This is a genomic window from Pseudomonas psychrophila HA-4, from assembly GCF_000282975.1.
In the GTDB taxonomy this organism is placed as follows: Bacteria; Pseudomonadota; Gammaproteobacteria; order Pseudomonadales; family Pseudomonadaceae; genus Aquipseudomonas; species Aquipseudomonas psychrophila_A.
Genome location: NZ_ALJC01000120.1, coordinates 68,701 through 90,515, shown reverse-complemented (window position 1 = coordinate 90,515; position 21,815 = coordinate 68,701). Strand labels below are relative to the sequence as shown.

The following is a 21,815-nucleotide window of genomic DNA, read 5'->3' as shown; positions in this document are numbered from 1 at the left end:
GGCAAGCTATCCATTTTTATCGCCCGTCAGATATGCAGAATGTATTCGCGAACCAGTTTGCTGCCAAAGTACGCCAGCATTAACAGGCAGAAACCAGCTAGCGTCCAGCGAATGGCTTTGTGTCCGCGCCAGCCGAGGTGATTTCGCCCCCACAGCAGCACGCTGAAGACCACCCAGGCGAGGCAGGCTAGCAAGGTTTTGTGAACCAAATGCTGCGCAAACAGGTTGCCGAGAAATACCCAGCCGGAAATCAACGACAGAGACAGCAGCGACCAACCGGCCCAAAGGAAGCCAAACAGCAGGCTTTCCATGGTTTGCAGCGGCGGGAAGTTTTTGATCAGGCCCTTTGGGTGCTTGTGCTTGAGCTGGTAGTTCTGCAACGACAGCAGCAAGGCCTGGAATACGGCGATGGTGAACATGCCGTAAGCCAAGATCGACAGCAAAATGTGCAGCAGGATCCCTGGCTCTTCATTGACGATCTGGACAGTACCGGCTGGCGCGAACTCGGATAACAGCACCGTTAGCATTCCCAGTGGATAGAGAAGCAGCAGCAGGTTCTCGACCGGTATTCGTGCGCAGGCAATGAGCGTCACGATAATCACCGCCACAGCAATCAGGCTGGCCGCGCTGAAAAAGTCCAGCTCAAGACCGGCAGGGCTCAGTAAGTGCGTATACAGGCTCGCAGCGTGGACGATGACGGCGAGGATGCCAAGCGTCACCAACAGGCGTTTGTTTGCCTTGGTGCCCTGACGCAGGCAAGAGCCTTGATAGAAGGTCGCAGCGGCATATAAGCAGGCGGCGGCGAGGCTAGGTAGCAAACTGGGTGACAAGGGGAGCATAAATCCTGTTAGGCAAGCCCGAAAGGGCTGAGTTTGGCATACAACAGCCTGTACACGAAAGACCACTTAAGCGACGGCATGGTGTCCGCCGCGGCCAGTCTTCGCTATAATCCGCGACCTGCCCACGCCGCAGGCTCGCCGAGCGTCAGTTTTACACGGGCTGGGCCGCAATAACCCCGGTCTACTTTGGGCCTGAAAGGATCGCGCATGTTTGAAAATTTAACCGATCGTCTCTCGCAGACGCTGCGCCATGTCACCGGCAAGGCCAAGCTGACCGAGGACAACATCAAAGATACCCTGCGTGAAGTACGCATGGCGTTGCTGGAAGCCGACGTGGCTTTGCCAGTGGTCAAAGACTTCGTCAACTCGGTCAAAGAGCGCGCGGTCGGCACAGAAGTGTCGCGCAGCCTGACGCCGGGTCAGGCGTTTGTGAAAATTGTTCAGGCTGAACTCGAAAGCCTGATGGGCGCTGCCAACGAGGACCTCGTCCTCAATGTCACGCCGCCTGCTGTCGTTTTAATGGCTGGTTTGCAGGGGGCGGGTAAAACCACCACCGCTGGCAAGCTGGCGCGTTTCCTTAAAGAGCGCAAAAAGAAAACCGTGATGGTGGTCTCGGTCGACGTTTATCGTCCGGCCGCGATCAAACAGCTGGAAACCCTGGCGGGCGAAGTGGGCGTTACGTTCTTCCCGTCCGATATCAGCCAAAAGCCTGTGGCCATCGCACAAGCGGCTATTAATGAAGCCAAGCTCAAGTTTATTGATGTCGTAATCGTCGATACCGCCGGTCGTTTGCACGTCGACGCCGAGATGATGGCCGAGATCCAAGCGCTGCACGCGGCAGTCAAGCCTGCAGAAACCCTGTTCGTGGTCGATGCTATGACCGGTCAGGATGCCGCCAACACGGCCAAGGCTTTTGGTGATGCGCTGCCGTTGACCGGTGTGATCCTGACCAAGGTCGACGGTGATGCTCGTGGCGGTGCGGCGCTCTCCGTGCGCTCGATCACTGGCAAGCCGATCAAGTTCATCGGTATGGGCGAGAAGAGCGACGCGCTCGAACCGTTCCACCCAGATCGTATTGCTTCGCGCATCTTGGGCATGGGCGACGTGCTCAGCCTTATCGAGCAAGCAGAACAGACGCTCGATAAAGATAAAGCCGACAAACTGGCTAAAAAGCTCAAGAAAGGCAAAGGCTTCGACCTCGAAGACTTCCGGGACCAACTGCAACAGATGAAAAACATGGGCGGCCTTGGCGGTCTCATGGACAAACTGCCGAACATGGGTGGTGTGAATCTGGCGCAAATGGGCAATGCCCAGGGCGCAGCAGAAAAGCAGTTCAAGCAAATGGAAGCCATCATCAACTCCATGACTCCAGCCGAGCGTCGTGACCCTGACCTGATCAGCGGTTCGCGCAAGCGTCGTATTGCCATGGGTTCCGGCACGCAGGTGCAGGACATCGGCCGCTTGATTAAGCAGCACAAGCAGATGCAAAAGATGATGAAAAAATTCTCTGCCAAAGGCGGAATGGCGAAAATGATGCGTGGCATGGGCTCAATGATGCCCGGCGGCGGCATGCCAAAAATGTAAATTACCCGCCCGCACGCTTGCGTGCGGGTAACTCGCAGCCCTGCGAGACACCCAGCAAACCCGCGCTGTGCGGGAGCTGACCTGCCGTCATTCGTGGCGGCCTTATAGCAAATCTACATGGCACGCCGATAGGCGCCAGAAAAAGACATTTGCAAAAGTCCGGATATTCCTTAGAATATGCGGCCTTTCGGGCACCTATGCCCGCTGTGCATTTAGATTTGCAGCACCGACTACAGGAACGATGTTCACATGCTAACAATCCGTCTTGCCCTTGGCGGCTCCAAAAAGCGCCCGTTTTACCACTTGACCGTTACCGACAGCCGTAACCCACGTGACGGTTCCCACAAGGAACAAATTGGCTTCTTCAACCCGGTTGCTCGTGGTCAAGAAGTTCGTTTCTCCGTTAAAGAAGACCGCCTCGCCTACTGGCTGAGCGTTGGTGCTCAACTGTCTGAGCGTGTTGCTCAGCTGGTTAAAGAAAACGCTAAGGCTGCGGCCTGAGCAATATGAGCGTGACGCCTGAAACTGCTGATGATTTGATCGTTATCGGCAAAATCTACTCCATTCACGGCGTGCGCGGCGAAGTGAAGGTTTATTCCTTTACGGATCCAATTGATAACCTGTTGGACTACAAAAAGCTGACGCTTCGGCGCGGCAATGATGTACGACAGGCAGAGCTGGTCAGTGGCCGTTCTCATAACGGCAAGTTTCTGGTCGTGAAGCTCAAAGGTCTTGATGATCGTGATGAAGCTGGTCTTCTCCGCGAATTTGAGATCTGTGTGCCACGCAACCTGTTTCCTGAACTGACCGAAGGCGAGTACTACTGGTACCAGCTGCAGGGTCTTAAAGTGACCAACCTCGAAGGGCAATTGCTCGGAAAGGTCGTTGATCTGATGGAAACTGGCTCGAACGATGTCATGGAAGTCAAACCTTGCCCAGGTAGCCTGGACGATCGCGATCGCTTGTTGCCCTATACAGAGCAATGCGTGTTGAGCATCGACCTGCAAGCTGGCGAGATGAAGGTGGATTGGGATGCGGACTTCTAAGCGTGGCTAAATTGCGCGTAGAAGTGATCAGTTTGTTTCCCGAAATGTTTTCCGCCATCAGCGACTACGGCATCACTAGTCGTGCGGTGAAACAAGGGCTCTTGCAGCTCACCTGTTGGAATCCGCGGGACTACACAACGGACCGACATCACACTGTGGACGATCGCCCATTTGGCGGTGGTCCGGGCATGGTGATGAAGATCAAGCCTCTGGAAGATGCACTGGTTCAGGCCAGAGAAGCAGCCGGAGAGGCGGCGAAGGTTATTTACCTGTCGCCCCAAGGCCGTCAACTGAATCAGTCGGCGGTACGCGAGCTGGCGAATGAGGAAGCATTAATCCTCATTGCAGGTCGCTATGAAGGCATTGACGAGCGTTTTATAAACACTTATGTCGATGAAGAGTGGTCGATTGGTGACTATGTACTTTCCGGTGGCGAGCTACCGGCGATGGTTCTGATTGATGCGGTTACACGACTGCTGCCCGGAGCTTTAGGGCATGCGGACTCCGCCGAGGAAGATTCCTTTACGGATGGTCTGCTGGATTGCCCGCACTACACCCGACCGGAGGTGTATGCGGATCAGCGTGTTCCCGACGTATTGCTAAGTGGCAATCATGCACACATCCGGCGTTGGCGTTTACAGCAGTCCCTTGGGCGGACCTTTGAACGACGCGCCGATCTTCTGGAAAGCCGCTCGCTTTCTGGAGAAGAGAAGAAGCTGCTCGAGGAATACATCCTCGCGCGGGACGATAGTTAACAACGTATCGATGGTAGATCAGACGATCTACCTTAGGAGCACAGCATGACTAACAAAATCATCCTTGCACTCGAAGCAGAGCAGATGACCAAAGAGATCCCTCCTTTTGCCCCGGGCGACACCATTGTCGTTCAGGTGAAAGTGAAGGAAGGCGATCGTTCGCGTCTGCAAGCTTTCGAAGGTGTAGTGATTGCCAAGCGTAACCGTGGCGTGAACAGTGCTTTCACTGTTCGTAAAATCTCCAACGGTGTTGGCGTAGAGCGTACTTTCCAGACCTACAGCCCGCAAATCGACAGCATGGCTGTGAAGCGTCGCGGTGACGTTCGTAAAGCCAAGCTGTACTACCTGCGTGACCTGTCCGGTAAAGCAGCTCGCATCAAGGAAAAACTGGCTTAAGTCCAGCTTCCCGATGCAGAAAAAAGCAGCCTTCGGGCTGCTTTTTTGTTGCCTGAAATTTGTCAGACCTTTGTCCAGTTGTAGGTAGTAAAAAGCATGACTTCGCGTGAGCAAGAGATCCACCGCCGTACAGAATTGTCCGTCACCCGCATCACCAAAGCCGTATTCCCCTCGACCACCAACCACCACAACACCTTATTTGGCGGCACTGCGTTGGCTTGGATGGACGAAGTCTCGTTCATCGCAGCGACACGTTTTTGCCGTTTGCCGCTGGTCACCGTCTCGACCGACCGCATCGACTTCAACCACCCGATTGCAGCGGGCTCGATTGTCGAGTTGATTGGCCGCGTGGTTAAAGTGGGCAATACCAGCCTCAAGGTAGAGGTCGAAGTGTATGTCGAGAGCATGAGCTGTGATGGCCGTGAACTGGCGATCCAGGGCTTGTTCAGTTTTGTCGCCATTGATGACGACAAGCGCCCGGTGCCGGTGTTGCCGGGGTATTAAAATACCGGGATTGCCGTGTGTAGCTGCGGGCTGGGGACAAGGATCGCCGTCCGTAGCAGTTGTCGAGCTTTGCGAGGCTACGTCCGGTTGCGCAGCAGCCGTAAAACCATCCAGCCCGGTTTACCAGAGCACGATCGAAGGGCCATTCAGTCGTCCTGCCTGATTAGCGCCAGCAATGTCCACCCTGTCCCCGGTTTCAGCTCGCTTTGAGGTGTTACCACATGCACCCAGCCATTGTTGTCGCGGGCAAAGAGCAGGGTGGCCCGCTTGCCGTGCAACTGCTGGTAATCCTCCCAGGTAAAGTTGTCGGTCAGGTTGGTGCTGTACAGCTCTGCGCCCTGGCTCATCTCGCTGGCCAGCTGCCCGTAGGTCAGCGCCGGATTGCCCAGCGCAAGGCCACGGTACTCATGGCTGGCACGGTGTTTGTCGGTGCGACGGTTGTCCTGAATGTTGGCCAAGGCAAACACGCGCCGTGGCCCAAATTCATGAAGAAAGCGCACGGCGGCCAGCGTGTTTAGTTCCCCCGACGCTGACAAGGCCAGCAAATGCCCTAGCCCCACTAAATCAAGGTGCGTCTCTGCATGCTGAGAAGCCGGATTCCCAAAGTAGGTGGGTAAATTGTCCATGCGTGCTGCTCGAATGTTTTCCCAGTTGGAATCAGTCAGCACCACGCGGCTGCCCAATTGTTGCAGTGCTTTGCCGATGACTCGGGCCGGGCCGTTGGCACCCACGATCAAAAATCCGCTGGGCGCAGGTTCTGCCACTTTTAGTAGGCGTGCCAGCGGGCGAGCCGTAGCGCTTTGTAGCACCACGGTACCAATGATCACCGCAAAGGTGAGCGGCACCAGCAGCAGTGCACCTTCATGGCCCGCTTCGTTCAATCGAATCGCAAAAATCGCCGACACGGCCGCCGCAACAATCCCGCGTGGCGCAATCCAGGCCAGCAATGCGCGTTCACGCCAGTTCAGTTTTGAGCCGAAGGTTGAGAGCAGCACGTTCAACGGGCGGGCGATCAGTTGAATAATCAGCAACAACACCAGCACTGCAGGCCCGAGGCCGATCATGGCGTTCAAGTCCAGGCGTGCTGCGAGCAAAATAAACAGACCTGAAATCAAAAAAACACTCAGGTTTTCTTTGAAGTGCAGAATGTTGCGCACATCCACGCCTTTCATGTTGGCCATCCACATGCCCATCAGCGTGACCGCCAACAAGCCGGACTCGTGCATCACCTGATTAGCGGCAATAAAAACCCCAAGCACGGCGGCCAGTGTTGCCAGGCTTTGGAGGTACTCCGGCAGCCACTGCTTGCGCACGATATGTCCCATGACCCAGCCGCCAATGATGCCGAACAGGCTGCCGCACACGATCACCCCGGCAAAGGTCAACAAACTTTGGCTCAGGCCGTTATCAGTAGCGCGGGCGATGATAAAACTGTAAACGACCACCGCGAGCAGGGCGCCAATTGGATCGATGACGATGCCTTCCCAGCGCAGGATGTTGGCAATCGATGCTTTGGGCCGCACCACGCGCAGCATCGGCACAATCACCGTTGGCCCGGTGACCAACGTCAGGGTGCCAAACAGCAATGCCAGCAGCCAGTCAAAGCCCAGCAGCCAGTGTGTGGCCAGCGTAATCACTGCCCAAGTTGAGAGCGCACCGATGGTGACCAGTCGATGCACGACGCTGCCGATTTCACGCCACTCGGACAGGCGCAGGGTCAAGCTACCTTCAAATAGAATCAACGCTACCGCCAGCGAAACCAGCGGCATGAGCATGGGGCCGAACAGTGCTTGTGGGTCCAGCCAGCCTAAAACCGGCCCGACTACTATTCCGGTCAGCAGTAAAAATAAAATAGCGGGCAGCTTAAGACGCCAAGCCAGCCATTGAGAAGCAAGAGCTGCAATGCCAATGCCACCGAAGGACAGCAAAATTTGTTGTTCGGTCATCGTCCGATCCTGTAAGAACGTAGGGTTTATGGCATCAGCTGGCTATGAAAGACTAGCGGGCGCTATTTCAGTTCACATTTTATTTATGCGCGGCTTACGGGCCGTGCTGCACGAGTGCCAATGCCTGCTATCGATAACCCTCTCATCGACCGCTTTCTGGATGCCTTATGGCTGGAAAAAGGATTGTCGGACAATACCCGCGATGCCTATCGCAGCGATTTGGCTCTGTTCAATGGCTGGTTGCAGGAACGCGAGATTGAACTGATGAATGCTGGCCGGGACTTGATCCTCGATCATCTGGCCTGGCGTCTTGATCAGGCCTATAAACCGCGTTCGACTGCACGCTTTTTGTCCGGGGCGCGTGGCTTCTATCGCTATTTACTGCGTGAAAAGCTGATTGCCGTCGATCCAACGTTGCAAGTTGATATGCCGCAGTTGGGTAGGCCGTTGCCCAAGTCACTGTCAGAAGCTGATGTAGAGGCGTTACTCGCCGCCCCGGACCTGAGCGATGCCATCGGTCAGCGTGACCGCGCCATGCTTGAAGTGCTGTATGCCTGCGGTCTGCGGGTGACCGAGTTGATCAGCTTGACCCTGGAGCAGGTCAATCTGCGGCAGGGTGTTTTGCGGGTGATGGGCAAAGGCAGCAAGGAGCGGCTGGTGCCGATGGGAGAGGAGGCGATTGTTTGGGTCGAGCGTTACATGCGCGATGCCCGCCATGAGTTATTGAGCGGCCGCCCCAGCGATGTGTTGTTCCCCAGTCAGCGTGGTGAGCAAATGACTCGCCAGACCTTCTGGCATCGGATTAAGCATCAGGCCAAGGTGGCCGGGATCGACAAGTCGCTGTCTCCGCACACCTTGCGTCACGCCTTCGCCACCCACTTGCTCAACCACGGTGCCGATTTGCGCGTGGTGCAGATGTTGCTGGGGCACAGCGACCTGTCCACAACACAGATTTATACCCATGTGGCGCGGGCTCGCCTGCAAGACCTGCACGCCCTTCATCACCCACGGGGTTAAGACAGATGACACACGGCCAGAGTCGGTCTTACAGGTCATCTGTGGTAGGCTTTGCCGGTTTCGAAAGCGAGCCGCCAAAACCCTTTTTAGATCCGGGTATTCAGGTTTGGCCGTTTGTCCGCCTTCAGGAGTTCACATGCGCTTGATCCACATGTTTGCCGCCGCAGCCATTGCGTTGGTCAGTACTTTTTCTTTTGCCGACACCGGTGCCGAACAAGCCATTCGCAAAAGCCTTGAAACGCTGCAACTGGATGTTCCTGTCGAGAGCATTAGCGCCAGCCCGCTGGCCGGCCTCTACGAAGTCAAGCTCAAAGGCAGTCGTGTGCTGTACGCCAGTGCCGATGGTCAGTTCATCGTCCAAGGCTACATGTTCCAGCTTAAAGACGGTAAGCCGGTAAACCTGACCGAAAAAGCTGAGCGTTCCGGCGTCGCCAAGTTGATCAACGGGATTCCAGTGGCTGAAACCGTGGTTTACCCAGCGATTGGCGAAACCAAATCACATATCACCGTCTTCACCGACACCACGTGCCCGTATTGCCATAAATTGCACGGCGAAATCCCAGCGTTGAACAAAATGGGCATTGAAGTGCGCTATGTTGCGTTCCCGCGTCAGGGCCTCGGCTCTGAGGGTGACCAACAACTGCAAGCCGTCTGGTGTTCCGCGGACAAGAAAGGCGCCATGGACAAGATGACTGACGGCAAAACGGTTAACGCCCCAAAATGCGCCAACCCGGTGGCAAAGCAGTTCGCGTTGGGTCAGTCGATTGGTGTTAACGGTACGCCAGCCATCGTTTTGGCTGATGGCCAGGTGATTCCGGGCTATCAGCCTGCTGCGCAGGTTGGCAAGCTGGCACTCAGTGTTAAATAATCCTGCGTCGTTACGCTAAGCCGGTAACGATCATGGCCGGGCAGTTCAACTGCCCGGCTATTAATAGAGAACCGTGGCAATCCACGGTTGTTTTTCACGGCCGACCTTGAGTCGGCCGTTTTATGGGGAATTCAGCGTGAATCCGGTCAAAGTAGGTATCTGTGGGCTCGGGACCGTCGGTGGCGGCACCTTCAACGTACTAAAGCGTAACGCCGAGGAGATTGCCCGCCGTGCCGGGCGTGGTATCCAGGTTGCGCAAATTGCCATGCGTACGCCAAACCCTCAGTGCGACATTACCGGTACCCCCATTACCAACGATGTATTCGCTGTTGCGACCAACCCTGAAATTGACATCGTTATCGAGCTGATTGGCGGCTACACCATCGCCCGCGAACTGGTGCTCAAAGCCATCGAAAACGGCAAGCACGTAGTCACAGCCAACAAGGCGCTGATTGCTGTTCACGGCAACGAAATCTTCGCCAAGGCCCAAGAAAAAGGCGTGATCGTGGCGTTCGAAGCCGCGGTTGCCGGTGGTATCCCGGTGATCAAGGCCATTCGTGAAGGCCTGTCGGCGAACCGCATTAACTGGGTGGCGGGCATTATCAACGGCACGGGTAACTTCATCCTCACTGAAATGCGCGAAAAGGGCCGTACGTTTGAAGACGTGCTGGCTGAAGCGCAGGCGCTGGGCTACGCCGAAGCCGACCCGACGTTCGACGTTGAAGGTATTGATGCCGCGCACAAACTGACGATTCTGGCGTCGATTGCCTTTGGCATTCCGCTGCAATTTGACAAGGCCTACACCGAAGGCATCACCAAACTGACCACTGCTGACGTGAACTACGCCGAAGCGCTGGGCTATCGCATCAAGCACCTGGGCGTTGCACGCAGCACGGCCAGCGGCATCGAATTGCGGGTTCACCCGACCTTGATCCCGGCTGATCGTCTGATCGCCAACGTCAACGGCGTGATGAATGCCGTCATGGTCAATGGCGATGCGGCAGGTTCGACACTGTTCTACGGCGCTGGCGCTGGTATGGAGCCTACGGCGTCCTCGGTGGTTGCTGACCTGGTGGACGTGGTGCGTGCCATGACCTCCGACCCTGAGAACCGCGTGCCGCACTTGGCTTTCCAGTCGGACTCGCTGTCTGACCATCCGATTTTGCCGATCGAAGCGTGCGAAAGCGCTTACTACCTGCGTATCCAGGCCAAGGATCATCCGGGCGTATTGGCTCAAGTGGCTAGCATCTTGTCGGAGCGTGGTATCAACATTGAATCGATCATGCAGAAAGAAGTTGAAGAGCATGACGGTCTAGTGCCAATGATTCTGCTGACCCATCGTGTGTTGGAACAGCACATGAACGATGCCATCACCGCGTTGGAAGCCTTGCAAGGCGTGGTTGGCCCGGTTGTTCGCATCCGCGTAGAAAGTCTCAATTAATGAAGCAGCGGCAAGCGACAAGCTACAAGCTGCAAGCAGGAGCCGATTGGCTTTTACTTGCGGCTTGCGGCTAAACCGCTTGGCGCTCAAACCGAAGGTTTGAAAAAAATGCGCTATATCAGCACCCGTGGCCAGGCACCGGCCCTGAATTTTGAAGATGTCCTGTTAGCCGGTCTGGCCAGCGATGGCGGTTTGTACGTTCCTGAAAATTTGCCGCGTTTTACGCAAGAAGAAATCGCTTCGTGGGCGGGTCTGCCGTACCACGAATTGGCATTCCGGGTGATGCGCCCGTTTGTCACCGGCAGCATTCCTGATGCCGATTTCAAAAAAATTCTGGAAGAAACCTACGCAGCTTTTGCTCACAGCTCGGTTGCCCCGCTGCGCCAGCTCAAGGGTAACGAATGGGTGCTTGAGTTGTTCCACGGCCCTACGCTGGCGTTCAAGGACTTTGCCCTGCAGTTGCTGGGCCGCTTGTTGGATTACGTACTGGCCAAGCGTGGCGAGCGCGTAGTGATCGTTGGCGCGACGTCCGGTGATACCGGCTCGGCTGCGATTGAAGGCTGCAAGCATTGCGAAAATGTGGATATTTTCATCCTGCACCCGCATAACCGGGTGTCGGAAGTTCAGCGTCGCCAAATGACCACGCTGTTCGGTGACAACATCCATAACATCGCCATCGAAGGCAACTTCGATGACTGCCAAGAAATGGTCAAAGCCAGCTTTGCTGACCAAGGCTTCCTCAAAGGCACGCGACTGGTTGCTGTGAACTCGATCAACTGGGCGCGGATCATGGCCCAGATCGTTTATTACTTCCACGCAGCCCTGCAATTGGGTGGTCCGCACCGTTCTGTATCGTTCTCGGTACCAACCGGCAACTTCGGCGATATTTTTGCGGGCTACCTGGCACGCAACATGGGCTTGCCGATCAACCAGTTGATCGTAGCGACCAACCGCAATGACATCCTGCACCGCTTCATGAGCGGCAATCAGTACGCCAAAGACACCCTGCACGCGACCTTGTCGCCGTCGATGGACATCATGGTTTCCTCGAACTTCGAGCGTCTGTTGTTCGACCTGCACGGGCGCAATGGTGCGGCGGTTGCTGGCCTTATGGATGCGTTCAAGCAAACCGGCAACTTCAGTGTTGAAGAAGACCGCTGGACCGAAGCGCGTCGCTTGTTCGACTCGCTGGCTGTCAACGACGAGCAAACGTGCGAAACGATTGCCCAAGTGTTCGCTGAAACGGGCGAAGTGCTGGATCCGCACACGGCCATCGGCGTCAAGGCAGCTCGCGAGTGCCGTCGTAGCTTGGATACCCCAATGGTTATTCTGGGGACTGCGCATCCGGTCAAGTTCCCGGAGGCTGTTGAAAAAGCAGGCGTAGGAAAAGCACTAGAGCTGCCTGCTCACCTTTCGGACTTGTTTGAAAGAGAAGAGCGTTACACCGTGTTAGCCAATGACCTGAAAGCCGTACAGGCCTTTGTGAGTCAGCATGGCAACCGTGGAAAGGCACTTTAAGGGTCTTTTTCTTACGCACTTTGAAGCCCGTCATCTGACGGGCTTTTTTGTGGCTGCATGGCAAACTTGCTCCGTTTTCGCCTCCTTATGCTGGCGAGCTGTCGGTCAAGGAGGCTGTCATGCCACGTTTTTACCGCGTGCTGAAATCAGGGATGTTCTTCGCACTGTTAATCGGCCTGGTTAGCGTTAGCGCCGTCTCCCATGCTGCGCAAGGCCTGCCTTTCAAACTCCCAAAAAGCTTTATCGAACTTCCCCCTTTAAAGATTGATCGCGAACTACAGCAATGGTTGATAGAGCGTGGTCCGTTGCGCGTAGGTATCACCTTGGGTGGTTACGTGCCGATGGACACCGTCACCGATCGCAATCGTTATCAGGGCATCAGTGCCGACTACCTCAGCCTTGTGCGTGACAAGTTGGGCGCAACGGTTGAAATATTGGGGTTCAACAAGCGCGACCAAGCGGTGGCTGCGTTGCTCTCAGGCAGGATCGACATTCTGGCCAGTGCCAACGGCTATGAACGCGGCGTTGAAGGCATGATTTTTTCCAAGGAGTATGTGGTCGGCCGCTCTGTCATTGTGGGCCGAGGAGCTAACTCCGCAGCAGATAACGAGTGGGGCGGTAAGAAGATCGGCTTTTTGGAAGGGGAAGTCGATGAGAAGGTGGCTGATGCGTTTTATCCCCGCAGCGAGATCGTTCTGACTCCGACGCTGCACAGCGCACTCGAAGCGCTTTCTGAGGGTGATATTGATGCGCTGGTGGGAAATGAACTGATTATTAAAGCCTTCAAACCTGCCACGTCCTACACGGACATGCGAATTCTAGGTGACAGTGCATTACCGGTATCTGGTTTTACCTTTGCCACCCGGCGCGATGATCCTCAGTTGCTGGCATTGATTGATCGAGCACTGAGCAGCGTGGATGACGGCGTTGCGCGGCTAATACGTTCACGTTGGACAACCGGGCTAGGGGACGGCATCGGCCAGCAGCACATTAAGTTGCTGCCCAGAGAGCATGCTTGGATTAAGAAAAATCCGGTGGTCATTGTCGCCTCTCAGCAATATCCACCCTATGTCTTTAAAACGGCTGGAAAAGGCTGGGATGGGCTGACCGTGGATATTTTGGCGCGTATTTCTCGGATGACCGGTTTGCAGTTTTTGCACCAAGAAAGTTTTTCTACCGTACAAACTCTAGAAATGATCAAAAGCGGCAAGGCGCAAATGAACACCACCCTGGCCAAAAATGCCGAGCGCCGGGCTTTTCTAAACTTTACGTATTCTTATGGTGGCGCGCCCTGGGTCTTCGTGGTCAACGTTAATGATTTTCGGTTGAGTTCCCTAGCTCATCTTTCAGGCCAGGTATTGGCATTGCCGGCCAAGCATGCACTGGAAGCCATGATTCGCCGCGATTATCCCGAGATCACGTTACACATGGTCGAGAACTATACCCAGGCGCGCCTCTTGGTGGAGCGCGGTGATGCGATTGCCACCATTCAGAATGAAACACAGGCTTATATCAATCCGACAAAACGGCTGAAAGTCGGGCGAAGCGTCGATGGCCGATGGTCTTCAGACAATTTTTCGGTCTCGAATCAGTCTCCTGAACTGCTCGACATCCTCAACAAAGGTTTGGAGGCGTTGCCAGTGGCTGAAATGCAGGCACTGAGGATCAAGTGGCTGCACGAGGTTGGCAAGCAGCCCGAGGAATCAGCAGGTTTAACTGCGACGTGGGCCTACGCCATCATGGCCGTCGCCATTGTATTGGGCGGGATGCTGATGGTGTGGAACCGGCGACTGGCAAAACGCTTGCGACTTGAGCTAAGGGTCGAAAGCAGTTTGCGCAAGCACCAGGGGTTTCAGCAACGCTGCTTTGATGCAATCCCCTGTCCGGTTTTTGTGAAGGGCCTTGAAGCGCAAATGATCACCTGTAATCGCACTTACGAAGAGTATTTTTCGACTCGGCTCGAATTGATTTGTGGAAAAGTCATGACTGAGGCTGAGTTTTTTCCTGCCGGAGTTGCCGAGCAATTCCACACTGAAATCATGTCGGTGCTCCGTAATCGAAAGCCGTTCTATCAAAAACGCAACGAGGCATTCAAAACAGTCAATGCCGAGGTGTATTGCTGGATAGTGCCTTTCTACTCGGAGTGCGGCCATTTGGAGGGAGTGGTCGGGGGGTGGTTTGATCTCTCTGCGCAGAAAAAGTGGGGGTAGGCTGAAAAAGTGACATTTTCTGTTTGAAAATTCTTACACCTTTTTAGGACTTGTCTTATGTCGATTTTCAGATGATCGCACTAGAGTTGGTCCCCTTGCCGATAGTGTGCGCAATACCCCAAAGGTCCGTGATGCGCTTAATGAAAGTTTTGATTCTTGAAGACAATCCTTTTCAACTGATGGTGTTGCACCAGATGCTTAATGCCTTTCGCATTTTTGATGTTCTGGCTGCAGAAAGCATTGAGTCCGCCCGCAACTCTTTAGCCAATCGTGGGGGGATCGATGTTGCTATTTGTGATCTGTATTTGGATGGTTTATCCGGGCTGGACCTGATTCGAGAACTGGCTATCAAGCGCGAGGCGCAGGCGCTGATCATTCTGAGCTGTGCTTCGCCGCACATTGTAGAAAAGGCGGTGCGTACCGCTCGTCAGGGAGGGCTCGAGGTGTTGGGATGCTTGCAAAAGCCGGTAACGATCAATGGGTTAGGGCAGTTACTTGAGGCTTACAACGCACGTACCACAGCTGAAAGTGCGAATTGATTTCACGTTGCAGGGAACCTTTTATAGGTTGCCTGTGTCAGATTTTTCATCAGCAGGATCAAGTCTATTGCTCCGATACTTGTAGCCTGTTGAGCAGGTCATCATGACCTTGTTAAACCCCGAGATGACTCCCCACTTCTCGGGGTTTTTTTTGTGTTTTTTTTGTCACGGCGCAGGCGTATCCGGTAGTTGGTCTTTAGTTGTCTGGCTGGGGTCTATCCAGTAAGTGTCTGATGACGTCTGTGGCTCGTGGGCCAGATTAGCCAGCACGGTATTAATACTGGCAATAGCTCGCTGCCCTTCCGGCGTTTTTGAGCAGCCAACGTAAATAGGCTGATACGGAGGGGCGCCCTGGATGGGGTAAAAAGCCAGCGCTGTGGACGACACGCCGTATTGCTCAGCCTTTGCCTGAATTTCAGGCCAATAGCCCAGCAGCGTCTGCAAACGACCCGCCTGCTGCATTTGCAAAAGGCTGCCCAGCGCGTCGTTACCGTAATGAGTAAAGAACTGGTTCGTAGGCCCATGAGACAGTTGGTCATCAATCCATGTGCCGTAGCTGCGTTTGGCAACGAGGCCGAGTTTCACTGACTGCGAATTAAGCATGGCCAGTAAGTCGATGGAGTCATCGTGCACAAACGGGGCGATCAACGGTTGATCCTTACGCCGAATCACAAGGCCGTTACTGTGCAAGCCAATGATCGGGGTGGAGTAGGCGATTCGCTGAGCGCGGTCGTGGTTCCACACCAACATCGGGTCGCAGCTCAGCTGTGAACCTTCAAGCATTTGTATAGACCGTGCACGATTGACTTGCATGATGACGTGCTGATATTGCGGCATGTTGGCTATCAACACGGGCAGGAGTTGGTCAATGATGCCATGGCCTTTTTGTGGACCATCGTGCATCGTCAGTGGCGGTAGGTCTCGCACCAGCCAAATGAGCTTCTCTGTTGCCAGACTGTCTGAGGCCCAGAAAAGCAATGCCGATGTCAGCAAGCCTGCCCACATACCTCGTCTGGTCCAGCGACTAGTCATTGTGCTGGTCTCCTTGGCACTCATTAAAAAAGGCAAGCGAGTTAAATCGCGCCTGTGAGTTTCAAATGGTTGATGGCCGTGATGTCGTAGCCTAGTTCATTCAAGACCTCATGATTATGGGCACCCAGCTCGGGCCCGACCCAATCTGCTGAGCCTGGGGTATCAGACAGTCTTGGTACGATGCCCGGCATTTTGAAGTTTTTGCCGTCAGGCAGCTTGGCTTGCAGAAACATCTCACGGGCCAAAAACTGCGGGTCGCTGAACATGTCTTCTGCCGAAAAAATGCGGCTGGCGGGGACTTGGGCCGTGTTTAGGTGTTCAAGCACGGTCTCCAGCGGGAGTGTGGCGACCCAACGGTCGATGACGCCATACAGTTCATCACGGCGCAGGTCCCGCCCATCGTTACTGGCCAATGCTGGGTCGTTTGCTAGGTCTTCACGACCAATGATGAGCATGAAACGTTTGAAAATGGCGTCGCCGTTGGCTCCGATCTGCACGTGCTTGCCGTCCTGGCTGGTGTGAATCGAGGAGGGTGTGATGCCCGGCATGATATTGCCCGTACGTTCGCGAATAAAACCGAACACATCGAACTCGGGCACCATGCTTTCCATCATGGCGAAAATGGCTTCGTACAGCGCCACATCAACCACCTGACCCTGGCCGCCATTTACTTCGCGATGACGCAGCGCCATCAAAGCACCGATCACGCCCCACAGTGCGGCAATCGAATCGCCAATTGAAATGCCAGTGCGTACTGGAGGTCGGTCTTCGAAACCAGTGATATAGCGCAGCCCGCCCATGGATTCACCGACCGCGCCGAACCCCGGCTGGTCTTTCATCGGCCCTGTCTGACCAAAGCCTGACAGGCGCACCATCACCAGTTTCGGGTTAAGCGCGTGTAGAACATCCCAGCCCAGGCCGAGCTTTTCCAGCACGCCGGGGCGGAAGTTCTCGATCAGAATGTCAGCTTCAGTCAACAGTTGCTTGAGGATATGCAGCCCCTCCGGGTGCTTGAGGTTCAGCGTTAGGGACTTCTTGTTGCGCGCCTGCACGAACCACCACAGCGACGTACCTTCGTATAGTTTTCGCCATTTGCGCAGCGGATCTCCGCCGTCAGGTGACTCCACCTTGATGACATCAGCGCCAAATTCGGCGCAAATCCGCGATGCAAAAGGACCTGCGATCAGCGTGCCCAGTTCGATAACTTTGAGGCCTGAAAGAGGTTTGGTGGCGAGCGGCATGCGGAGTCCTTGTGCAGAGCGAGCAGATACAGCGTTTTAACATAAAAACCGCCGCAGGCTGCGAAGGGTTGCGCAGCAACCCGTTTTCTTCAAGCCTGCGCGCATCTGGGCAGATCCCTTGCAAGCCGCACGCAGTGCATACGGCACCCAGTGATCGGTGGATCGGTTAGACTTGCCGCCTTTCTCCGTATCAAGAAGCCCGTTCATGGCCCAGCCGTCCACGACCTACAAGTTTGAACTCAACCTCACCGATCTCGATCGTGGGGTCTATGAAACCGTCAAGCAGACCATCGCCCGCCACCCTTCGGAAACCGAAGAGCGCATGACCGTTCGCCTGCTGGCATACGCCTTCTGGTACAACGAGCAGCTGTCTTTTGGCCGTGGCCTTTCAGATGTCGACGAACCAGCGCTGTGGGAAAAAAGCCTGGATGACCGTGTTCTGCACTGGATTGAAGTCGGCCAGCCCGATGCCGATCGCCTGACCTGGTGTTCGCGCCGCACCGAACGTACCAGCCTGCTGGCTTATGGCAGCTTGCGTGTGTGGGAAGGCAAAGTGATCCCGGCGATCAAAAACCTGAAAAACGTCAACATTGCTGCCGTTCCACAAGAAATTCTGGAAGTCTTGGCCAAAGACATGCCGCGGGTTATCAAGTGGGACGTGATGATCAGCGAAGGCACCATTTTTGTGACTGACGACCGCGGCCAGCACGAAGTGCAGTTGCAGTGGCTGGCCGGCGAACGCGGCTAATTCCTTTTTAATATCCCGCTCTAGAGACTCTCCACCCGCTTATGCGTATCGAACCTCGTCCACTGCCTGAAACCCTGCCTTTTTTGGGCGAAATGCCGACACTGCTGACGCGGCTGTACGCAGCGCGTGGTGTGCAATCACAAGCTGAGCTGGATAAAAGCCTGGCGCGGTTGATCCCGTACCAGCAGCTCAAGGGCATCGATGCTGCGGTGGACTTGCTGGTGGTGGCGCTCGAACAGCGCCAGCGCATCTTGATCGTCGGTGACTTTGATGCCGACGGTGCCACGGCCAGTACCGTGGGCATGCTCGGTTTGCGTCTGCTGGGCGCCGCCCATGTCGACTACCTGGTGCCCAACCGGTTTGAGTATGGCTACGGCCTGACCCCCGAAATCGTTGAAGTGGCGCTGACCCGTTCGCCGCAATTGCTGATCACTGTGGATAACGGGATCTCCAGCGTCGAAGGCGTGGCGGCGGCGAAAAAAGCCGGGCTGAGCGTGCTGGTCACCGACCACCACTTGCCGGGCAACGAACTGCCGGCGGCCGATGCCATCGTCAACCCCAACCAGCCGGGTTGCGAGTTCCCCAGCAAGGCGCTGGCGGGGGTTGGGGTGATCTTCTACGTACTGATTGCCTTGCGCGCACGCTTGAACAGCCTGGGCTGGTATCAAAACAGCAAAGCCCCAAACATTGCCGAGCTGTTGGACCTTGTCGCATTGGGCAGTGTGGCGGACGTGGTGCCGCTGGATGCCAACAACCGCATTCTGGTGCACCAAGGACTTGAGCGGATTCGCGCCGGGCGTGCGCGGCCGGGGCTCAAGGCTATTCTTGAAGTTGCCAAGCGTGATCACTCGCGTATTACCTCAACCGACCTGGGGTTTATTCTCGGGCCGCGCCTCAATGCTGCCGGGCGTTTGGACGACATGAGCCTGGGCATCGAATGCCTGCTCACCGATGACGCGAACGCGGCGCGCGACATGGCCGCCCAGCTCGACGAAATGAACCAGGACCGCAAATCCATCGAGCAAGGCATGCAGCGTGAAGCGTTGGCCCAGCTCAAGGACTTGACCATAGACAGCATGCCGTTTGGCCTGTGCCTGTTCGATGCTGAGTGGCACCAAGGCGTTATCGGAATTCTGGCTTCGCGCCTCAAAGAGCGTTACTTCCGCCCCACCTTCGCCTTTGCTGATGCGGGCGAAGGCATGCTCAAAGGTTCCGGGCGTTCGGTGCCCGGTTTTCACATTCGCGATGCACTCAGTGTGGTTGCGGCGCAACACCCGGACTTGATCAGCAAGTACGGCGGTCACGCCATGGCAGCTGGCCTGACCTTGCCCGAGGCCAACTTCACGCTGTTTTCCCAAGCATTTGACGCCGAAGTAAGGCGTCAACTGCGTGAAGAAGACCTCACAGGGCGGCTATTGTCTGACGGCAGCTTAGCGGTCGAAGAGTTCCACCTCGAACTCGCGCGTGCCCTGCGAAATGCCGGGCCATGGGGGCAACACTTTCCTGAGCCGCTGTTTCATGGCGTGTTCCAGTTGGTTGAGCAGCGCATCGTGGGCGAGCGGCACTTGAAAGTGGTGCTGAAAACCGAGTGCGGCAGCGTAAAACTGGACGGCATCGCCTTCGGGATTGACCGGGAAGTGTGGCCCAACCCGACGATTCGTTGGGTTGAGCTGGCCTACAAACTCGACCTCAACGAATTTCGCGGCAACGAAACCGTGCAACTGATGATCGCCCACATCGAACCGCGTTAACTGTCGAAGGCGTCGATCTTCAAGATCAAAAGATCGTGAGACAAGCCCGATCCTTCAGACAATGCTGTTCACTTAAGTGTGGAAGCGGGCTTGCTCGCGATGTTCCTCAGAACACCGCATTTGCTCAATAAATATGCGTCATCGTTATCGACCATCGCGAGCAAGCCAGACGCCCACGGGTCTCAATGCCCACAAGATTTGAACCCCACCTCATCCGGCATTGTCGACTAGGCTGATACAAGTGCCTGGAGCCTACCCACTGGAATTAGAGGTGACCCATGAGTCTGCTGCTCGAACCCTTTACCCTGCGTCAACTGACCCTTCTCAACCGCATAGCGGTCTCGCCTATGTGCCAGTACTCCAGCGTCGACGGGCTGGCCAATGACTGGCATTTAGTTCATTTGGGCAGCCGCGCCATTGGCGGCGCCGGTTTGATTTTTACCGAAGCCACCGCCGTGACCCCCGACGGCCGTATCACCGCCCAGGACCTTGGGCTGTGGAACGATGAACAGATAGAACCCCTGCAACGCATCACTCGGTTTATCCGCGCTCAGGGCGCTGTGGCCGGTATTCAACTGGCGCATGCCGGGCGAAAGGCCAGCACTTATCGACCTTGGCTGGGCAAACACGGCAGCGTCAAAGTGGATGAGGGTGGCTGGGTGCCTGTCGGGCCTTCGACGATTGCCTTCGATCCTCAGCACACTGCACCGACGCAACTGGACGAAGGGCAGATCCAGGCAATTATTCAAGCCTTTGTCGACGCTGCCAAACGGGCGCTGGAAGCCGGTTTCTCCGTGGTTGAGGTGCACGCCGCGCACGGTTACTTGCTGCATCAATTTTTGTCACCGTTGAGTAACCAACGGCTCGACCAATACGGCGGCTCCTTTGAGAATCGCATTCGTCTGGTACTGCAAGTGACAGAGGCGGTGCGCGAAGTCTGGCCACAAGAGCTGCCTTTGTTTGTCCGGGTCTCGGCCACCGATTGGGTGGAAGACGGTTGGAACCCTGACGAGACGGTTGAGTTGGCGCTGCGCCTCAAGGCGCTGGGTGTTGACCTGATTGATGTCTCTTCAGGCGGCACGGCGGCCACGGCTGAGATTCCGGTAGGGCCAGGCTATCAAACTCGATTTGCAGAGCGTGTACGCAAAGAGTCGGGCATCGCCACTGGCACGGTTGGGATGATTACCGAGCCTGCGCAAGCCGAGCATATTTTGCGCACTGGTCAGGCAGACCTGATTTTGCTAGCCCGCGAACTCTTGCGCGACCCGTATTGGGCGTTGCACGCAGACGATGATCTCGGCGGTAAACAAGCCACGTGGCCCGCCCAATATCAACGCGCCACTCACCGTGACCAGCCGATACATGAATCGGACCTGCGCGACTGAATGGCCATGCTGACCCACCTGAACCCGAAATGAGGAGGTTGCTTATGAACACCCGTGGATTGCTCGACCAGTTGCTTAAGTCCGGCCAGGAAATGTTGGAGAAAAAAACCGGTGCATCAAGCGGTGCTCCCGGTACCAGTGCCAATAAAGGCGGCTTGGGCGACTTGTTGGGGGCTGGTGGGTTGGGTGGTTTGCTGTCGGGGGCAGGTGGCGGGGCTATGGCCGCCAGTGTTTTGGGCATGTTGCTGGGCAGCAAGGGCGGGCGTAAATATGGTGGTCAGGCGCTGACGTATGGTGGCCTGGCAGCTTTGGGTGTGCTCGCTTACAAGGCCTACGGCAATTGGCAGGCGAATCAGGGCAAAGCGCCACAAAACGAGCCGCAAACCATTGATCGAGTGCCGCCCGTGCAGGTTGAGGAGCACAGCCAGGCCATCCTTAAAGCGTTGGTGGCAGCCGCCAAGGCCGATGGGCATATTGATGAGAAAGAGCGCCAATTGATCGACGGCGAACTGAGCAAGCTCAAGCAAGACCCTGCCTTACAGCAATGGCTGCAAGCCGAACTGAATAAACCGCTCGACCCCGCCGAAGTTGCCAGCGTTGCGACCACACCCGAAATAGCTGCTGAAATGTACATCGCCAGCTTGATTTTGGTGGATGAAGAAGCGTTCGGTGAGCGGGCATATCTGGACGAACTGGCCAAGCAACTCAAACTCGATCCTGGCTTTAAGGCTGAGTTGGAAAAGCAGGTCAATGAGGCCAAAGTCTAAGAAGCATTTGTAGCCGCTGCCGCAGACTGCGATGGGCTGCGCAGCGGCCCCGAATGTCTGGATCAGCGTGGAGGTCCTGCGGCCCTTATCGCAGCCATAGGCAGTGGCTACAGAGCGTTTGACCTATGAGCCCTGGTCAAATCTCCTACTGATTTAGTGCGTATTCGCATGTAGGTTTTTTTGTTAATCGCTGTGAGAACAGTCTCAACGATCAGGCGAATCATCGCG

General features: G+C 55.7%; 20 protein-coding genes. 16 read left to right on the top strand and 4 right to left on the bottom strand.

What is annotated here, in order from left to right; translation table 11 throughout:
* Positions 1–26: 26 nt before the first annotated feature.
* Positions 27–839: a cytochrome C assembly family protein gene (locus B347_RS0120940; RefSeq protein WP_019411653.1), complete on the bottom strand. Its 813-nt coding sequence runs from the start codon at positions 837–839 to the stop codon at positions 27–29.
* 207 nt (positions 840–1,046) lie between these two features.
* Between B347_RS0120940 and ffh the strand changes: the two genes are divergently transcribed.
* From ffh to B347_RS0120910, 6 genes are all read left to right on the top strand, one after another.
* Entirely contained in the window at positions 1,047–2,423 is a 1,377-nt protein-coding gene (ffh, locus tag B347_RS0120935; protein ID WP_019411652.1) for a signal recognition particle protein, read from the top strand.
* A gap of 249 nt (positions 2,424–2,672) precedes the next feature.
* A complete protein-coding gene (gene rpsP / locus B347_RS0120930; RefSeq protein ID WP_019411651.1) occupies positions 2,673–2,924 on the top strand; it encodes a 30S ribosomal protein S16 in 252 nt (83 codons plus the stop codon).
* 5 nt (positions 2,925–2,929) lie between these two features.
* A complete protein-coding gene (gene rimM / locus B347_RS0120925; protein WP_019411650.1) occupies positions 2,930–3,469 on the top strand; it encodes a ribosome maturation factor RimM in 540 nt (179 codons plus the stop codon).
* Positions 3,470–3,471: 2 nt separating this feature from the next.
* On the top strand, positions 3,472–4,224 hold the full coding sequence (gene trmD, locus B347_RS0120920; RefSeq protein ID WP_026014324.1) for a tRNA (guanosine(37)-N1)-methyltransferase TrmD: 753 nt from the start codon (positions 3,472–3,474) through the stop codon (positions 4,222–4,224).
* Positions 4,225–4,269: 45 nt separating this feature from the next.
* Positions 4,270–4,620 (top strand): 50S ribosomal protein L19, encoded by a 351-nt coding sequence (gene rplS / locus B347_RS0120915; protein WP_003440273.1) that lies wholly within the window; start codon positions 4,270–4,272, stop codon positions 4,618–4,620.
* A gap of 96 nt (positions 4,621–4,716) precedes the next feature.
* Positions 4,717–5,124 carry an acyl-CoA thioesterase gene (locus tag B347_RS0120910; RefSeq protein WP_019411648.1) on the top strand — a complete coding sequence of 136 codons (408 nt, stop codon included), beginning with the start codon at positions 4,717–4,719 and terminating at the stop codon, positions 5,122–5,124.
* Between the two features lie 146 nt (positions 5,125–5,270).
* On the opposite strand, the gene B347_RS0120905 is transcribed toward B347_RS0120910, so the two are convergent.
* Positions 5,271–7,070, bottom strand: coding sequence for a cation:proton antiporter (locus B347_RS0120905; protein WP_019411647.1), 1,800 nt, complete (start codon positions 7,068–7,070; stop codon positions 5,271–5,273).
* Between the two features lie 120 nt (positions 7,071–7,190).
* Between B347_RS0120905 and xerD the strand changes: the two genes are divergently transcribed.
* The 6 genes from xerD to B347_RS0120875 all read left to right on the top strand — a co-directional run bounded on the left by xerD (position 7,191) and on the right by B347_RS0120875 (position 14,663).
* On the top strand, positions 7,191–8,087 hold the full coding sequence (xerD, locus tag B347_RS0120900; RefSeq protein ID WP_019411646.1) for a site-specific tyrosine recombinase XerD: 897 nt from the start codon (positions 7,191–7,193) through the stop codon (positions 8,085–8,087).
* A gap of 136 nt (positions 8,088–8,223) precedes the next feature.
* Positions 8,224–8,955, top strand: a complete 732-nt coding sequence (locus B347_RS0120895) for a thioredoxin fold domain-containing protein (RefSeq protein WP_019411645.1) — start codon at positions 8,224–8,226, stop codon at positions 8,953–8,955.
* 136 nt (positions 8,956–9,091) lie between these two features.
* A complete protein-coding gene (locus tag B347_RS0120890; protein ID WP_019411644.1) occupies positions 9,092–10,396 on the top strand; it encodes a homoserine dehydrogenase in 1,305 nt (434 codons plus the stop codon).
* A 108-nt stretch (positions 10,397–10,504) separates the two neighbouring features.
* Positions 10,505–11,914 carry a threonine synthase gene (gene thrC, locus B347_RS0120885; RefSeq protein WP_026014323.1) on the top strand — a complete coding sequence of 470 codons (1,410 nt, stop codon included), beginning with the start codon at positions 10,505–10,507 and terminating at the stop codon, positions 11,912–11,914.
* Between the two features lie 119 nt (positions 11,915–12,033).
* Positions 12,034–14,124, top strand: a complete 2,091-nt coding sequence (locus B347_RS0120880) for a transporter substrate-binding domain-containing protein (protein ID WP_019411642.1) — start codon at positions 12,034–12,036, stop codon at positions 14,122–14,124.
* 140 nt (positions 14,125–14,264) lie between these two features.
* Positions 14,265–14,663: a response regulator gene (locus B347_RS0120875; RefSeq protein ID WP_019411641.1), complete on the top strand. Its 399-nt coding sequence runs from the start codon at positions 14,265–14,267 to the stop codon at positions 14,661–14,663.
* A gap of 165 nt (positions 14,664–14,828) precedes the next feature.
* Here the strand turns inward: B347_RS0120875 and B347_RS0120870 are convergent, their stop codons facing one another.
* A complete protein-coding gene (locus B347_RS0120870) occupies positions 14,829–15,695 on the bottom strand; it encodes a TIGR02285 family protein (protein ID WP_050997516.1) in 867 nt (288 codons plus the stop codon).
* A 41-nt stretch (positions 15,696–15,736) separates the two neighbouring features.
* A complete protein-coding gene (locus B347_RS0120865; RefSeq protein ID WP_019411639.1) occupies positions 15,737–16,936 on the bottom strand; it encodes a CaiB/BaiF CoA transferase family protein in 1,200 nt (399 codons plus the stop codon).
* A 205-nt stretch (positions 16,937–17,141) separates the two neighbouring features.
* Between B347_RS0120865 and B347_RS0120860 the strand changes: the two genes are divergently transcribed.
* From B347_RS0120860 to B347_RS0120845, 4 genes are all read left to right on the top strand, one after another.
* Entirely contained in the window at positions 17,142–17,684 is a 543-nt protein-coding gene (locus B347_RS0120860) for a YaeQ family protein (protein ID WP_019411638.1), read from the top strand.
* A gap of 41 nt (positions 17,685–17,725) precedes the next feature.
* Complete coding sequence (recJ, locus tag B347_RS0120855; RefSeq protein ID WP_019411637.1) at positions 17,726–19,435, top strand: single-stranded-DNA-specific exonuclease RecJ; 1,710 nt, start codon at positions 17,726–17,728, stop codon at positions 19,433–19,435.
* 278 nt (positions 19,436–19,713) lie between these two features.
* Positions 19,714–20,820, top strand: a complete 1,107-nt coding sequence (locus tag B347_RS0120850; RefSeq protein ID WP_019411636.1) for an NADH:flavin oxidoreductase/NADH oxidase — start codon at positions 19,714–19,716, stop codon at positions 20,818–20,820.
* 44 nt (positions 20,821–20,864) lie between these two features.
* A complete protein-coding gene (locus tag B347_RS0120845; protein ID WP_019411635.1) occupies positions 20,865–21,587 on the top strand; it encodes a tellurite resistance TerB family protein in 723 nt (240 codons plus the stop codon).
* Positions 21,588–21,815 lie beyond the last annotated feature (228 nt).